This is a genomic window from Leisingera sp. M658 (genome assembly GCF_025144145.1).
Lineage (GTDB): Bacteria > Pseudomonadota > Alphaproteobacteria > Rhodobacterales > Rhodobacteraceae > Leisingera.
In genome coordinates, this window is sequence record NZ_CP083546.1 from 2,432,616 (window position 1) to 2,447,790 (window position 15,175).

A 15,175-nucleotide genomic window follows, 5' to 3' on the forward strand; every position below is an offset into this window, starting at 1 on the left:
AGTTTCAAACCCCGCCTGCGCGTTGAAACCGCCGGCCATGCCGCAAAGAACGGCAAGCCATCTATTGAAACCCCTGAATTCAATCAAAGTGGAGCATCCCCAATGACCCCTCCAAATTGGCAGAAAATTCAAACCCTTCCGGTTGCCGATATCCAAGTGGAAGAACGCCTGCGCACCGCCTCCCCCACAGCGGTTGCCAGCATTGTTTCGTCCATCCACGAGGTCGGCAGCATCCTGCAACCGCTGCTGGTGCGCAGGATCAAGGACGGCTACCGGCTGATGGACGGGTTGCACCGCCTGACCGCCGCCAAGCAAGCCGGGCTGGAAGAAGTGCCGGTCAAGGTCAGCGAATGCACCAACGACCAGGCCATCCGGATTGAGGTTGACGCCAATGTAGCCGGCGCCCCGCTGACACCGTTGGATATGGCCGTGTTTCTGGCCGCGCACAAAGAGCTGTATGAGCGGGAAAACCCCGAGACAGCGCAAGGCAAAGCTGGCGCGCATGGCCGCTGGGATGCAAACGACAAAATGTCGCTTGCATCATTTAGCGCCAATGCCGCCGAAACATTTGGAAAATCTCAGAAGACAATGCAGCGCCTGATCAGCGTCGGCGAAAAGCTGTCTAAGGACGAAATCGCCCAACTGCGGGACGCACCGAACAAGGTGCAATTCAAAGACCTGGAACACATCGCCAAATGCGGCGAACAGACAGACCGCAGTGCGATCTGCGCGGCTCTGGGCAGCGGTGAAGCGAAATCCGCCAAAGAGGTGCTGGCCCGCAAAAAGGCCCCCGGAGCGGCGGTGCAATCCACCACGGACCAGCAGGCCGCCAAGATCACCGACGCCTGGTTGCGCGGTTCCAAAGCTGCACGGACGCAGTTTGCGGAGAAATTCCGCGATGAGCTGCTGGAGCTTCTGCAGGACGCCGAAGACAGTGACACGCCCGCCTCTGAAGTTGTGATGTTTCAAGCCCACAACCGGGAGGCCGGTTGATGGACAGCGGCATCACACCCGAAAAGGAATGGTGGACGGCAGCGGAGCTTGCCGAGGCCAAGCTGCCGGGATTGCCAGGCAGCGTGCGCGGAGTGAACGCTTTTGCAGAGCGCTGGGGCTGGAAAAACAACCCGGCAGCGTTGCAACGCAGGCCGGGGCGCGGTGGCGGGCTGCTGTTTCATTGGTCGGTGCTGCCGTCTGCTGCCCGTGAAAAACTGGCGATGCAGGAAGCCGCCGCGCCAGTCGAGCGCCCTGACCGGACTACCGCCTGGGTGACCTATGAAAAGCTGTCCCAGAAGGCCAAAGACGAGGCTGCGGCACGGCTGGATGCAATCCAGAAAGTTGAGCTGCTGCATGGCAGCGGAACAACCCACGTTCAGGCTGTGGCAACAATTGCGGCTGAGTTCAACGCCAGCCCGCGCACGATCTATAACTGGCTGGCGCTGGTTGAGGGCATTCCGGCGGTGGATCAGCTTGCCTACCTGGCGCCTCAGCCGCCCAAGAAACGCACGCGGAAAGAAGATCGCGCCCAGTTCAAGCCGTTCATGGACTGGCTGAAAAGCGCCTTCCTGCAATTTGAGGGGCCGACGTTTTCCCAATGCTACAGGAAGGCGAAGCTTAAAGCCGAAAAAGAAGGCTGGCCCTTCCCCATCCAGAAAACCGCCAAGCGGTGGGTGGATGCTGAGGTGCAGCGCACCACCCAGATTTATACCCGTGAAGGCCCACGCGGGCTGATGCGCTGTTATCCGGCGCAGATCCGCGACCGGTCTTCGCTGACGGCGATGGAAGCCGTCAACGCCGACTGCCACAAGATCGACGTCTTTGTCGAATGGCCCGACGGCACCGTAAACCGCCCCCAAATCATCGCGTTTCAGGACCTTTACTCCAACAAGATCCTGTCCTGGCGGGTGGACCATGACCCCAACAAAGTCATGGTGATGGCGGCCTTTGGCGAAATGATCGACAACTGGCGCATTCCCAAGCGGTGCCTGTTCGACAACGGCCATGAGTTCGCAAACAAGTGGATGACGGCGGGCGCACCCACCCGGTTCCGGTTCAAGATCCGGGAGACAGATCCGGTTGGCGTTCTGCCGCTGCTGGGCATTCAAATGCACTGGGCTACCCCGGCGCACGGACAGGCTAAGCCGATTGAACGGGCCTTCCGGGACATTGCCAGCGACATTGCAAAAGACCCCCGCTTTGCGGGTGCCTATGTCGGCAACCGCCCGACCGCAAAACCGGAAAACTACGGCAGCCGCGCTGTGAAACTGGCAGAGTTTCTGGAAGTCCTGGCCGAAGGCATTGAAGAACACAATGCCCGCCCCGGCCGCCGCTCTGCCAACGCAAACGGCAGGTCTTTTGATGAGACGTTTGCAGACAGCTACGCCTCAACCACGCTTCTGAAGGCGACCGAAGAACAGCGCAATCTTTGGCTGATGGGCCAGGACACCGGCAAGCTGCACAAGCACAACGGCAGTCTGAACTTCCACGGCAACGTCTATCACTGCGACTGGATGAGCCAGGAAGCGGGCCGCAACATTGTTGTGCGCTTCGATCCTGAAGACCTGCACAGCGGCGTTCATATCTACAGTGCAGAAGGCGCGCACCTGGGCTTTGCCGAATGTCAGCAGAAAATCGGCTTCTTTGATCTTGAGGGCGCGCGCTCGACCGCGAAGCGGAACCGTCAAATCAAAAAGGCTGAAAAGAAACTCGCAGAGCTGCACCGGCCGCATACCCCGGAACAGCTCGGGGCCGATCTGAACGAAATCCGCAAGGAAACCACTGCGCTGATGGAAGCCAAGGTGGTGAAGCTGGCACCCGCGAAGCCCCCTAGGGTCTCAACCTTCAGGCAGCATTCGGACCCCAGCGCCGAGGCGGCCCAGGACGCCCTCATTCTGCAGATCGGCGACAAGCGGAAGAAACCCGAACCATCCCCCAAACAGGAGGCCTTCAAGGTGGCCGCAACAGCAGACGACCGGTTTACCCAGGCGCAGGAAATCGAGCGCAGGCAGCAAAACGGCGACCCGGTCGGAGAGCGCGAGGCAGGCTGGCTGAAGGGCTACCAAACCCATTCGGAATACGAGGCGCTGGCAGCGCTGAAACAGGCATTCGGCGGCAATAACGCCGGGTAGATCACAAAAAAACCGCCGCCTGGATGGACCCCATGGCGACGGCATTGATTGACTAGGAGCGAGCATGACACAGACCTTGGAAATCGGCAATAGCGTACAGCCGTTGACCAACGTGGCGACAATGGCAGCGCTGGTAACCGAGCTGCAGAACCGGACCTTTGGAATGCCGGGTTTGGGGGTGTTTTACGGCTACCCCGGATATGGCAAAACCTTCGGCGCCATCTTCTGCGCCTCTGCCTTTGACGTCATTCATATTTCCATGCAGGGCGATTGGACCAAAAAGACCTTTTTGGAGCGGCTGCTGAACGAGCTGGGTGTGGCGCCCAAGCGGGTGGTACCCGATATGGTTCTGCAGGCCTGCGAAGAACTGGCGCTGGATGGCCGCACACTGATTGTCGATGAAGCGGACTATGCCTTCCGGCGCGGCGTGATTGAGCTGATCCGGGATTTGCATGACGGCTCGGACACCCCGGTTGTCATGATCGGCATGGAAGAATTCCCGCAGATGCTCCGGAAATATGAACTCATTGACAGCCGGGTCATGTCCTGGGTCGCCGCGCAGCCGGCCACCCTGAAAGACGCGGGCCTGCTGGCAAGCGTTTATGCTGAAGGCATAGACGTTTCTGAGGATCTGCTGGACGCCATTCTGGACCGCAACACCGGCAACGTGCGGCGCATGGTGACCGATCTTGCCCAGGTTAAAGGCGAGGCAAACAAGCTTGGCCAGACCAGCATGACGCTGCAGGACTGGGGCGGCATTGAATTCCGCCGCAAGGACGCCCCCAGCCCGCGCAGGGGGCTGAAATGAGCCAAGCCGCAACCCGCAACGCCGCCGAAAAAGAGATCCTGGAATTCATCCAGACCCGCCTGCGGTTTACCCACCATGACGTTGCCACCTACTGCGAGGCTGGCGATTGGACACGGCAGAATTACCTGCGCGCCTTGCAGCGCCAGGGCGTTGTCACCGAATGCGGCAACGACGGCACCACCAAGTTTTTCACCGTTTGGGGTGTTGATGAAGCCAGGGAAATCATGGCGGCGGCAAACGGGCATGAACTGGACACAGCCTGGTCCCGCAACCGGCTGGACCATCTGCTGGGCAAGATGCGCGAGACCGGCGCGGATATTGAGCTGCCATCGGCCGAGCCGCGCAGCCTGGAAGAACAGCAAATCTGGAAATACATTTCCGAACGGCCTTATTTCACAAACGCGGATGTTGAAACCATCTGCGCATCGGAAACCATCCGGACGCGGTTTCTCAGCCGCCTGAAGCAGACCGGCGTCATGCGGGTCTGGGGCCGCAGCAAGGGCAAGGTGTTTTTCTCGGTGAAGTCGCCGGAAGAGGCCCGCGAAGATGCCAAAGACAAGCGCGGCACCAAAGAGGGCGCCGTCTGGACCGCAATCCGCCACCAGAAACGGTTCAGGCCGGTTGATATCTTTGCCGCGCTGGCACCGGCCCGCCCGGATATCCCCCAGCGGTTCATTGTGGAATACTGCCGGATTTTGCGCCGCGCCGGCTATCTGCGTACCGCCGCCCGAACCCGGAATTTGATGGCGGACACGCCGCTGTTCCTGATGAAGAACACCGGCCCGCTGCCGCCTCAGAAACGCAGCATGACCGTCATCATCGACAGCAACGACGACAAGATTGTCTATGCTCCGGGAGGGCGCCTGTGATGAGCGACCGTCTGATACTTGCCCAGGACGGCTGGGGCGATGTTCTGCCCGATTGGGTGGAGGTCCTGGTGCGCGAATGCGACCAGTCTTCGCAGAATTCCGTTGCCGTTAAGCTTGGCCTCAGCGCCACCGTTGTCAGCCAGGCCATGCGAAACCGCTATGGCGGCTCGCTTGTCCGTATTGAAGCCGCCGTGCGCGACGTCTTCATGAGTGCCCCGGTCCTTTGCCCCGCCCTGAAAACCGAGATCCCCAGTGCTGCCTGCCTGGCCCACCGCCGCCGTGCGGAAAAATGGACCCATTCCAGCCCGTTCCGGGTCCGGATGATACGCGCCTGCCGCGCCTGCCGGAAGTTCAACAAGGAACCCGAAGAATGAAAGCGCGGCTTCCCTTCAAAACCCGGCTTGGGATTTTCCTGCGCCGCATTGCCGACCGCCTGGACCCAACAGGCGCCTGACTTCCCCGCCCTCACTGAAAGCCTGCACTTATGACCGAACCGACACCTGAAACACCCCGCACCAGCCAGTTCAGTCCCGCCCCTATTCCTGATGGCCGGGTTGTCGCCAACGGCAACACTTATATGGCCAACGCCAAAGGCGGACTGGACCCAATTGAGACGGTAAACGCTCAAGATCTGCTGATGGATGAAACCGTCCGCAAGATCGTCAGCTATGCCCTGCCGCTGCAGGGGCAAATCGCCCGTTTCAAAGCTCACACCAACAGCGACATTGTCGCTCTGGAAGAGCTTCTGGCGCAGGAATACGGCGCCAAAATCGGCGGGAAAAAAGGCAATATGACCCTGCTGTCTCATGACGGCCTGTACAAGGTCACAGTGTCAGTTGCTGACAGGATCGACTTTGGCCCCGAACTGCAGATTGCTAAGCAACTGCTGGACGAATGCCTGAATGAATGGGCCGCTGATGCTGGCCCGGAACTCCGCTCCATCGTCACCCGCGCGTTCAACACCGACAAAACTGGCCAGATCAACCGCTCTGAAATCTTCATGCTGCTGCGCCAGGATATCGCCGACGAGCGCTGGCAGCAGGCAATGAAAGCCATCCGCATGGCGATGCGCGTAGTCGGCACGGCATCTTACACCCGCTGCTACCGCCGCATGAGCGTGGATGCCCCCTGGCAGTACATCGCCATCGATCTGGCCAAAGCCTAACCCCTCATATCAGGAACACATCCATGGCAATGACCGAAGACGAAATCCGTGATGCAGCCAGGCGCAGCTTCCGTGTTTACACGCAGAAACAACGCTGGGCTGGCCGTGTGCTGGGAAACGCGGTGGCGCTGCTGAAACAGGGAGCAGAGGTCTCCCGCATTTCCCCGGAACGCTTTGACGCCATCGTGCGGGAAGAAATGGCCGAAGCGCGGCAGCGCATGGAAGCCGACGAAGCTGCAAGCCACCCGGTTGCGGCCGTGTTGAGCGAGGCCTCCTGATGACCCGAGCGCTTCAGCAAAAGATCCACGTCGGCTGCCGTGAGCTGGGCCTGGACAGAGACGGCCGCCGCGATCTGCAGCTCGCCGTCACCGGCAAAGCCTCCATGAAAGACATGACCGAGGCCGATTTAAACAGTGTTTTAAAGCGCCTTAAATCGGATGGTTTCAAGGCCAGCAGCGGCGGCAAAAAACATAAATTGGCGCCCCGCGCCGACCTGCGCCTGATCCATGTTCTGTGGCGAGGCCTGGGAGCAGCCGGCGAACTGCGCGACCCCAGCCGCAAAGGCCTGAACAAGTTCATCCGCGCCCGGTTCGGAAACACCTGGCAGTCGGTTCCCGCTGACGTGGATATGCTGCGCCAGCATGATCAGATCGACCAGGTTATTCAGGCCCTGAAAAGCTGGGGCCAGCGGGCGGATATCGACTTCGCCTGGGAGGATCACCAGCGATGAAGAAACCAGGCCGCCCGCAAGTATCCGACCACGCTGTTCTGCGGTTTCTGGAACGCGTTATGGGCGTGAACGTCAACGCTGTCCGCCGCCGGATCGGCAAGGCCGTGACGCTTGGGGACGAGTTTCCGGACGCCACGGGCATCATTCACGGCGGCCATGTCTACAAGGTCCGCAACGGGGTGGTGACCACTGTAGTACCGATCCGGGGAAAACGAACCAACCCTAAGCCGCCAAAGGGCCGGGTAAATGGCAAAGGATGAGCTGAACTTTCCCAAGCCGCCTGCCCAGGTGGAACCCTATATGGAAGCCCTGGGGCTTGAGGACACCTTGCGTTTCCTTGAAGCCTTTGGCGGAATTGAAACCTATATCGCCACCCATCCGACCGCCCGGTCCAAGGTTGTTGAGCTGATCGGCTACCCGAAAGCCCGGATGCTGGCGGCAATTGAAAACCGCTTGCAGCGCCGTGTTCCCCTGGTCAAGGAATGGCGGGCGGCAGTCTACCACTCTCAGGGCTTGCCAACCGTGCAAATTGCTCTCAAGCTTGGCGTGACCGACGTCAGCGTCCGCCGCTGGCTGCAGAAACCGGGTGTGCGGCGCAAGTCCGACCCGAACCAGCCTTCCCTGTTTCCCGGCGTATAGCGCCAACTGACCCGCACATAGGTGCGGGTGTATTGCCCCTCCCCGACCCGTCAATTTGAACCCCATTGAAATGGGGTTTTAAGGGGCCGGAAATGGGCATCCAATACGGCAAAGTCACTGGGGTAGATTTCAAGGAAGCGCGCTGGATTGGCCGCGAGATTGTACCCAGCCTGGTCATTCTTCACGACACCGCCAGCCGGATCGAAAAGGGCAACGCCGCCCGCTACCTGCAGAATAACGACGCCAAGGTGTCGGTCCAGTTTGTGATCGAGCGTGACGGGCACATCGAGCAGCAGGTCCCGGTCAACCGGAAAGCCAGCCACGCCGGAAAATCAGAGTATCATGGCCGCGAATGGTGCAATGGGTTCTCCATCGGCATCGAGATGGTGAACCCCGGCCGCATGACGCGGGCATCGGAGCAATCCGCCCGCACCTGGTTCGGCCAGAAATTCAGCATTCTGGAATACGGCATTGAAGAAGCCGAAACGCCTCAGCACGGGCACGGCCTGTGGATGCCCTACACCGAGGAACAAATCACAGCGCTGGTGGGCCTGCTGCAGACGCTGTTTTCGTCCATTCCATCACTCGAAGACATTACCACGCATTGGTACGTCTCCCCCGGCCGCAAGGTGGACTCCAACCCGCTTTTCCCGCTGGAACATATCCGGTCGCTTATCCTTGGCCGCACCGATCCGGCCGAGGCGGAACTGGGCGATGCGGAAACCCCCGCCGCCGATGATTTTGTGATCATCAGCACACCCGGCGACACGCTCAATATGCGCCGCTGGCCCAGCTTCAACCCCAACGTGATCGCGCAAATCGCCGATGAAACCCGCGTGCCGGTCATCGCCTCTGTGACCGTCGGCGGGCGCGAATGGCTGAAGATCATTTTTGGCGGCATCGCGGGGTGGATCGTGAAGAGCTACGCAGCCCCCGTCACCTTTTCCCGCCCTGGTTTCCGAGGAGCTGAGACATGAAGAACAAAGCCAAAATCATCCGGTTTCTGGGCGCTGTTGCGCCGACCGTCGCGGCGGCCCTGGGCGGGCCGATGGCCGGGGTGGCTGTTGATGCCCTTGCCACGCAGTTCATGGGCCGCCAGGGCGCCTCCGCCGACGAGGTGGAACAGGCCATCCTGGGCGCGTCTGCCGCTGATCTGGCCAAGCTGAAACAGGTGGACGCCGAATTTGCTGCCCAGCTTCAGGCCGCCGGCATCGAGCTGGAACGCATCGCCGCCGATGACCGCGCCAGCGCCCGCGCCCGCCAGGTCCAGACCAAGGACCGCACACCCGGCATTCTGGCCGCGGTGGTGATTGTCGGGTTCTTCGCCGTTCTGGCCTATGTGACCCTGAACGGCTTGCCCGTAGACAGCGGCCCAGTTCTGGCGCTGCTGATCGGTTCGCTTGCCACCGGGCTTAGCCAGGTGCTGAACTTCTATTTCGGCTCGTCGGTCGGCTCCAAGAACAAGGATGCGGTGATCGCCGGTATGAAAGGCGGTGCCGCGTGATCAGGGTTCTCGCCCTCACCGCCGCCATAGCGCTGGGGCTGTTCGCCCAGCCTACTGCTGCGGCTGCACAGTGCTATGCCCGTTTCGATGAACTGGCCGCTGTTCTGTTCGAGCATCACGGCGAAGCCCCGGCGGCTGAAATGCTCGCCAAGAACGGCAACGCCATCCATCTGTTCGTTTCTCCGGACACCGGCGCCTGGACGATATCGGCCACCGCGCCAGGCGGCGCGGCCTGCGTCCTTGGGCACGGCAATGAGTTTCAGGCCATCGGCCTGGCGGAACCGGAACCGGCGGGGGAGCTTCACTGATGGAGTTCGACCCCACATTCACGTGGTCCAATGTTCTGGCCCTGGTGACATTTTCCGGTTCTTTGGGAACCGCAGTTTACGTCTGGATCAGCGGTCGCCGGACGAACGTTGACGAGCGTTTTAAGCAGGGTTCAGACAGGATGGACCGGCACGAAAACAGGCTGATTTCTGTTGAGCAATCCATCAAGTCGATGCCCACCCGCGAAGACGTTCACAAGATAGAACTCGCCATGGAGCGCATCAACGGAACCATGGGCCGGATGGAAGCGGTCCTGGAAGGAAATCAGCAAATCATGGGCCGCTTGGAAAACGTTGTGACCAGGCATGAAGACCATTTGCTGAACGGGAGCAACTGATGAACTACAACGAAACTCTGCGGGAACATGCCCGCATCGCAATTCTGCGCTTCATTGAGGATGCACCCGGCTACACATCGAATGTGTCGATGCTGGCCAGCCAACTGCCGCGCGTCGGTATCGCCTACACCCGCGACCAAACTGAAACCGAACTCGAATGGCTGCAGGAGCAAGGCCTGGCTCAAATCGAGCGGAACGGCAGTTTTGTAGTGGTCACCGCCACCACACGCGGTGTTGAAATTGCCCAAGGCATCGCCCGCCATCCGAAAATTCAGCGCCCCCGCCCTGGGAGCTGACACATGCCGCCTCCCAAGAAACTTGACCTTGTCCCGCTGGAGATCCGCCAACGGCTTGCCCTTGCGCTGCAGGAGCGGGGCTTTGGTGACATTCACGGCGTCACTGAGGATCTGAATTTCTGGCTGGATGAAAAAGGCCTGGAACTCCGCGTCGGAAAATCGGCGGTCGGGAATTTCTCTCAGCTCCTGAAAACCCAGCGCGATGCCTTCGCGATTGCAGAAACCCTGCTTGCGGACATGGATATTGAAGCCGAAAGCGGAATGCACCGGGCGCTGATGCAGATGATTGCTGCGGCGATGTTCCAGCTCATGCAAGCGGTGGCAGAAAAAGGCGACCAGATTGACGCCAAGAGCCTGGCCAACCTTGCCCGCACGCTGAAGGATCTGATGCACTCGGCCGGTCTGCGGGAGAAAATGCTGGAAGAAGAACGCCAGCGTGTCGCCAAGAAAGCCCGCGAAGAAGCGCAGGCCGAAATGGCCGGCCGCCTGGATGAAGCGGTTTCCGAGGCCGGGCTTTCGCCGGAACGGGCAGAGAATATCCGCAACCGCGTGCTGGGCCTGCGCACATGAAGCCCGAAGCTGATCTGGCCCCGCAGCAACCGATCCTGTCGCGCGATGCGGAAACACTTCCGGACGGGTTGCGCCTGGGTGCGGATCTGCCGGAGGACCTGGACCCGCTCGCCGACGGCATTCTGATGGAGCATCAGAAGACCTGGCTAGAGGATGGTAGCGATCTTAAAATCGCCGAAAAAGGCCGCCGCACCGGCATTACCTTTGCTGAGGCCCTGGACGACACGCTCACCGCCGCCAGCACCAAGGCCGCAGGCGGCGACAACGTGTTCTACATCGGGGACACCAAGGAAAAGGGCCGGGAGTTCATCGGCTATGTTGCGCATTTTGCCAAGGTAGTCGCGGGCGAGCTGGTCGATATTGAAGAACACCTGTTTGAGGACAAGAAAGAGGACGGCACCAGTAAGTTCATCACGGCTTACCGGGTCACCTTTGCCAGCGGCTACCGGGTTGAGGCGCTGTCTTCCAACCCCGCCAACATCCGGGGTTTGCAGGGTATCGTTGTTATTGACGAGGCGGCCTTCCACAAGGATGTGCGCGAAGTCATTGACGCGGTAAGCGCGATGCTGATCTGGGGCGGCAAGGTCCGGATTATCTCCACCCACAACGGCATTCTGAACCCGTTCAATGAGCTGATCCGCGAAGCCAGGGCCGGAAAGACCCCCTACCAGGTTCATCACATCCCGTTCGGCGATGCCGTTGAAAACGGGCTGTACCGCCGCGTCTGCCTGATGCGGGAGAAAGAGTGGAGCCAGGAAGGCCAGGACGCCTGGGAAAAGACAATCCGCACCGCCTACGGGTCCCGCACCGCTGCCATGCGCCAGGAACTGGACGCCATCCCGGCCGAGGCCGAAGGCGCCGCCCTAACCCGCGTCCAGATCGAAGCCTGTACCAAACAGGGCGTGCCTTATCACCACTGGAAACAGCCGGACGAGTTCAAGAACGCTCCGGATGAGGTCCGCAAGAAAACAGCTCTGGACTGGTGCGAAGAACACCTGAAGCCAGTGCTGGAAGGGCTGAACGAAAACGGCAAACATGTGATGGGCGAAGACTTTGCCCGCTCCGGCGACGCCACCGACATTGTCATTCAGGAAATCACCAGCAGCCTGGTCCGGGAAACCAAGCTGCTGGTGGAACTGCGCAACATCCCGTTCGATCAGCAGCGGGACATTCTCTATTACATCTGCGACCGGGTCCCGAATTTCATCAAAGGCGCGCTGGATAAAACCGGCAACGGCGCCTACCTGGCCGAAAAGGCCGCCCAGCGGTACGGCGAGCGGATCATTGAAGTGAGCTTCAGCCGTGAATGGTATTCGCGTGAAATGCCGCCTTACATTGAGGCATTCGTCGACAAGACTATTGTGCTGTGCGCCCACGAAGACGTGGTGCAGGACCACCAGTCCCTTCAGTACGTGAACGGTATCATTAAGGTGCCCGACAATTTCCGGATGAAGGGCACGGACGGGCTGGACCGGCACGGCGACAGCGCCGTGGCCAGCGCCCTGGCCTATTTCGCCAGCCGCCAGGATTATTCCGAAATCGCCTACCGCGGCGCCAATACACAACATGCAGACGGCAGCCTGGACAGCGATGGCGGCCACCCGTTTGGCACGCCCCAGGGCGTTGGCAAAGGGTGGTGGCGCCAGCCCCTGGGCGCAAAATTGAGAGGGGGGATTTGATGGCCCGCACCAAGAAAGAGCGCAAGCGGAGCAAAGCACGCCGCGCGCAACAGAAGGCCAAGCAGTGGAATAACGAGCGCGCAAAATTGGTTCAAGCAACCTTGCCGACCGCATCCGGCCGGGTGCGCGGCACCGGCTGGTTCGGCAATTTCCGGTTTTGGCTCTGGGGAGGCCGCTAATGGGCCGCAAACCAAAAGTTCTGGACCAATACGGACGTCCGGTGAAGCGCGCAGAGCTGACCCAGGAAGTCGCCGCCGCCACAGTTGGCGGCGCGCGTTCGCCGGTCTTTGGATATCCCGCTGATGGCTTGGACCCTGTTGTCCTGGCCAGCATCCTGCGGGCGGCGGATCACGGCGACCCGATCCGCTACATGGGCCTGGCGGAAACCATTGAAGAACGCGACCCGCATTACCTGGCCGTGCTGGGAACCCGCAAGCGGGCTGTCAGCCAGTTGGAAATCACGGTGGAACCCGGTGCCGACACGCCCGACGCAAAGAAGCACGCCGAACTGATCCGGGCCTGGCTGAAGCGGGACGAGCTGACCGAGGAAATCTTCAACATCCTGGATGCCGTGGGCAAAGGCTATTCATTCACGGAAATCATCTGGGACTACTCCGAAAGCCAGTATCAGCCGGAGCGCCTGGAATGGCGCGATCAGCGCTGGTTCCGGTTCGACCGCACAGATCTGCGCACTCCGCTCCTGCTGGATGACAAGGGCCGGGAAGTGCCCTTGTCTCCTTTCAAGTTCATCTTTGCCCCAATGCCGGCAAAGTCCGGTTTGTATCTCCGGTCCGGTCTGGCCCGGATTGCAAGCTGGTCCTGGATGTTCAAGGCCTACACTCAGCGGGACTGGTCAATATTCACCCAGACATTCGGCCAGCCGATCAGAATCGGAAAATACGCGCCTGGCACATCGGACGCCGAGAAAAACACGCTGTTCAGAGCTGTCGCTGATATCGCTGGCGACTGCGCCGCCATCATGCCGGCCAGTATGTCGGTGGATATTGTTGCGGCCCCGAATGTCGGCGCTTCGTCCGACCTTTACGAAAAGCGCGCCGACTGGCTGGACAAGCAAACGTCAAAGGCCGTCCTGGGGCAGACCTCGACCACCGATGCAGTTACCGGCGGGCTTGGGTCCGGCAAAGAGCACCGCGAAGTGCAGGAGGATATTGAACGCGCCGATGGCCGGATGCTGGCAGCGATCCTGAACCGCCAACTGGTGCGCCCTTTCATTGACCTGAACCACGGGCCGCAAAAGGTTTACCCGCGTCTGGTCATCGCACGCCCTGAGGCAGAGGATTTGAAAGCCTGGACCGATGCGACCGTGCCTTGGGTTGCTGCCGGACTGCAGGTTTCTCAGAAAGAGGTTCTGGACAAGCTGGGGCTGTCTGCACCGAAGGCGAAGGACGCGATACTGGGCAAACCGCCGGAAACTCCGCCCCAGCCGGGAATGCAACCGGGCGCAGGCAACGGGAATACCCCTGAGAGCATTTTTAAAGGGGGGTTTTATACCCGGAACGAGAATTCAGGGGGCGATACCGCCCTGCAGTCCGAACAGCCCTCTACGGGCGATTTTTCGGGGGTGTCGCCAATTCCGGATCTGACCGCCCGCCTGGAGCTGGAGGCAGGCCCGGCGGTGGACGGGATGCTGGATCAGATTGAAGCCATGTTCGGGGCCGCGTCCAGCTTTGAGGAGTTCCGGGAAATCCTGCTGAACGCCTATTCCGATCTGGACGCGTCCGGGCTGACCGTTTCCCTGACCGATGCCATCACGGCGGCGGCGGCTGGCGGGCGGGCTGCTGCTGAGGATGAAGCCGGTGACTGATGCGCTGGCCGCCACTTTCCGCCGGCCATTCAAAGAGCAGGCCGCGGCCTTCCGGCTGCGGCTGGGGGATTTGGTTCCCACGGCGGCCTGGGATGACCTTGCAGGGGCGGCCCACGACCGATCCTTTGCCGTAGCCGGGGCCGCAAAGGCCGACTTGCTGGCAGATCTGGCCGCCGCGGTGGATAAGGCGATTGTGGAAGGCACCGGCTTTGAGGCGTTCAAAGATGATTTTCGGGCCATCGTCGCCCGGCGCGGCTGGACCGGCTGGGCTGGTGAAGGCAGCGAAAAAGGCCGCAATTGGCGGATGCGGACCATCTACCGCACCAATATGGGCACCAGCTATATGGCCGGACGCTGGGCGCAGCTCCGCGACGGCAATTTCCCCTATCTTGTCTACCGGCACGGCGGATCTGCTGAACCGCGCCTGCAGCACCTGTCCTGGGACGGGCTTATCCTTCCCTCAAGCCACGGCTTCTGGCTGATTGCCTTCCCGCAGAACGGCTTTGGCTGCAGTTGCAACGTGTTTGGCGCCCGCTCAATTGCCGGGGCGATCCGGCGCGGCGGCAAGCCCGGTGTAAAGCTCCGGGACGGCTGGGATGCCCCCCTGGCAGAAACCGGGGCGCCTGCCGGCATAGATGAAGGCTGGGGCCAGGCACCCGGCGCGTCGGTTGCCGACCTGGTGCAGGCGATGGCCAAGAAGACGGTAAACTGGCCGTACTCCATTGCCCGTGCGTATCTGGATGATTTCCCGGCCGTCCAGCAGGATGCACTGTCCAGCGCCTACCGCAATCTGCCGTCGCTGATGACCGACCTGCGCCGCTATGCCAAAGCTGTGCAGGAGGGCCGCGCGGTTCAACCGGTCCGGACCATGGGCCGCCTCACCCAGGCGCAGCGGCAGCGGGTGAATGACCTGCTGGGCAGCGATCTGGAGAACTATCACTTCACGCTGGACGCGCCTGCAGTGCGTCACATCCTTTCGGGGCACGGCGCCGCCTCTGAAGCCCTGCGCGGCCAGATCCCGATCAGTGCGGAAACTTACGCCTTGCTGCCCCGCATTCTGAATCAGCCTGATGCCATCGAGGCGGCCGGGCAAACACGGGCCGGTTTGCCCGTGGTCCGGTTTTCCCGCCGGATTGGCGGCGTCACATACACAGTGGCCATGGAGATCCGCGGCAAGAAGCGCCGGATGCTGGCAGTTCAATCCATGTGGGGAAGAAGAGCTTCCGATGGGTCCCCGACCTGAACGCCCGAACACGGTTCCAGGTTATGAGCCTGGCGGTCTGATGCCCCCAACGAAAGCA

Annotated in this window: 20 protein-coding genes; all 20 read left to right on the top strand. The window is 61.0% G+C overall.

Annotated elements, in window-relative coordinates:
• The first annotated feature begins 102 nt into the window (after positions 1-102).
• The 20 genes from K3724_RS12110 (at position 103) to K3724_RS12205 (ending at position 15,117) form a co-directional block, all read left to right on the top strand.
• The gene (locus K3724_RS12110) at positions 103-993 is read left to right on the top strand and encodes a ParB/RepB/Spo0J family partition protein (RefSeq protein ID WP_259985109.1); all 891 of its coding nucleotides are present in this window, start codon (positions 103-105) and stop codon (positions 991-993) included.
• Positions 993-3,125 carry a transposase domain-containing protein gene (locus tag K3724_RS12115; protein ID WP_259985111.1) on the top strand — a complete coding sequence of 711 codons (2,133 nt, stop codon included), beginning with the start codon at positions 993-995 and terminating at the stop codon, positions 3,123-3,125. The genes K3724_RS12110 and K3724_RS12115 overlap by 1 nt, the downstream gene beginning before the upstream one ends.
• Positions 3,126-3,189: 64 nt before the next feature.
• A complete protein-coding gene (locus tag K3724_RS12120) occupies positions 3,190-3,933 on the top strand; it encodes an AAA family ATPase (RefSeq protein WP_259985113.1) in 744 nt (247 codons plus the stop codon).
• Positions 3,930-4,802 carry a hypothetical protein gene (locus K3724_RS12125; RefSeq protein ID WP_259985115.1) on the top strand — a complete coding sequence of 291 codons (873 nt, stop codon included), beginning with the start codon at positions 3,930-3,932 and terminating at the stop codon, positions 4,800-4,802. The genes K3724_RS12120 and K3724_RS12125 overlap by 4 nt, the downstream gene beginning before the upstream one ends.
• Positions 4,802-5,176 carry a hypothetical protein gene (locus tag K3724_RS12130; protein ID WP_259985117.1) on the top strand — a complete coding sequence of 125 codons (375 nt, stop codon included), beginning with the start codon at positions 4,802-4,804 and terminating at the stop codon, positions 5,174-5,176. The genes K3724_RS12125 and K3724_RS12130 overlap by 1 nt, the downstream gene beginning before the upstream one ends.
• 110 nt (positions 5,177-5,286) lie before the next feature.
• Positions 5,287-5,967: a DUF3164 family protein gene (locus K3724_RS12135; RefSeq protein ID WP_259985119.1), complete on the top strand. Its 681-nt coding sequence runs from the start codon at positions 5,287-5,289 to the stop codon at positions 5,965-5,967.
• Between the two features lie 23 nt (positions 5,968-5,990).
• Positions 5,991-6,245, top strand: coding sequence for a hypothetical protein (locus K3724_RS12140; protein ID WP_259985121.1), 255 nt, complete (start codon positions 5,991-5,993; stop codon positions 6,243-6,245).
• The gene (locus tag K3724_RS12145) at positions 6,245-6,697 is read left to right on the top strand and encodes a gp16 family protein (protein WP_259985122.1); all 453 of its coding nucleotides are present in this window, start codon (positions 6,245-6,247) and stop codon (positions 6,695-6,697) included. Before K3724_RS12140 ends, K3724_RS12145 begins: the two co-directional genes overlap by 1 nt.
• Positions 6,694-6,957 carry a hypothetical protein gene (locus K3724_RS12150; protein ID WP_259985124.1) on the top strand — a complete coding sequence of 88 codons (264 nt, stop codon included), beginning with the start codon at positions 6,694-6,696 and terminating at the stop codon, positions 6,955-6,957. Before K3724_RS12145 ends, K3724_RS12150 begins: the two co-directional genes overlap by 4 nt.
• The gene (locus tag K3724_RS12155; RefSeq protein WP_259985126.1) at positions 6,944-7,336 is read left to right on the top strand and encodes a helix-turn-helix domain-containing protein; all 393 of its coding nucleotides are present in this window, start codon (positions 6,944-6,946) and stop codon (positions 7,334-7,336) included. Before K3724_RS12150 ends, K3724_RS12155 begins: the two co-directional genes overlap by 14 nt.
• 92 nt (positions 7,337-7,428) lie before the next feature.
• Positions 7,429-8,313 carry an N-acetylmuramoyl-L-alanine amidase gene (locus K3724_RS12160; protein ID WP_259985128.1) on the top strand — a complete coding sequence of 295 codons (885 nt, stop codon included), beginning with the start codon at positions 7,429-7,431 and terminating at the stop codon, positions 8,311-8,313.
• On the top strand, positions 8,310-8,840 hold the full coding sequence (locus tag K3724_RS12165) for a hypothetical protein (RefSeq protein ID WP_259985130.1): 531 nt from the start codon (positions 8,310-8,312) through the stop codon (positions 8,838-8,840). Before K3724_RS12160 ends, K3724_RS12165 begins: the two co-directional genes overlap by 4 nt.
• The gene (locus K3724_RS12170) at positions 8,837-9,148 is read left to right on the top strand and encodes a hypothetical protein (protein WP_259985132.1); all 312 of its coding nucleotides are present in this window, start codon (positions 8,837-8,839) and stop codon (positions 9,146-9,148) included. Before K3724_RS12165 ends, K3724_RS12170 begins: the two co-directional genes overlap by 4 nt.
• Positions 9,148-9,504 (top strand): DUF2730 domain-containing protein, encoded by a 357-nt coding sequence (locus tag K3724_RS12175; protein WP_259985134.1) that lies wholly within the window; start codon positions 9,148-9,150, stop codon positions 9,502-9,504. Before K3724_RS12170 ends, K3724_RS12175 begins: the two co-directional genes overlap by 1 nt.
• Positions 9,504-9,800, top strand: coding sequence for a hypothetical protein (locus K3724_RS12180; RefSeq protein WP_134829637.1), 297 nt, complete (start codon positions 9,504-9,506; stop codon positions 9,798-9,800). Before K3724_RS12175 ends, K3724_RS12180 begins: the two co-directional genes overlap by 1 nt.
• Positions 9,801-9,803: 3 nt before the next feature.
• Positions 9,804-10,370 (top strand): DUF3486 family protein, encoded by a 567-nt coding sequence (locus K3724_RS12185; protein WP_259985137.1) that lies wholly within the window; start codon positions 9,804-9,806, stop codon positions 10,368-10,370.
• A complete protein-coding gene (locus K3724_RS12190) occupies positions 10,367-12,049 on the top strand; it encodes a hypothetical protein (RefSeq protein WP_259985140.1) in 1,683 nt (560 codons plus the stop codon). Before K3724_RS12185 ends, K3724_RS12190 begins: the two co-directional genes overlap by 4 nt.
• Positions 12,049-12,228, top strand: a complete 180-nt coding sequence (locus tag K3724_RS12195) for a hypothetical protein (protein WP_259985142.1) — start codon at positions 12,049-12,051, stop codon at positions 12,226-12,228. The genes K3724_RS12190 and K3724_RS12195 overlap by 1 nt, the downstream gene beginning before the upstream one ends.
• The gene (locus tag K3724_RS12200; protein ID WP_259985144.1) at positions 12,228-13,874 is read left to right on the top strand and encodes a DUF935 domain-containing protein; all 1,647 of its coding nucleotides are present in this window, start codon (positions 12,228-12,230) and stop codon (positions 13,872-13,874) included. The genes K3724_RS12195 and K3724_RS12200 overlap by 1 nt, the downstream gene beginning before the upstream one ends.
• Positions 13,858-15,117, top strand: coding sequence for a phage minor head protein (locus tag K3724_RS12205; RefSeq protein ID WP_409201381.1), 1,260 nt, complete (start codon positions 13,858-13,860; stop codon positions 15,115-15,117). The genes K3724_RS12200 and K3724_RS12205 overlap by 17 nt, the downstream gene beginning before the upstream one ends.
• Positions 15,118-15,175: the final 58 nt, after the last annotated feature.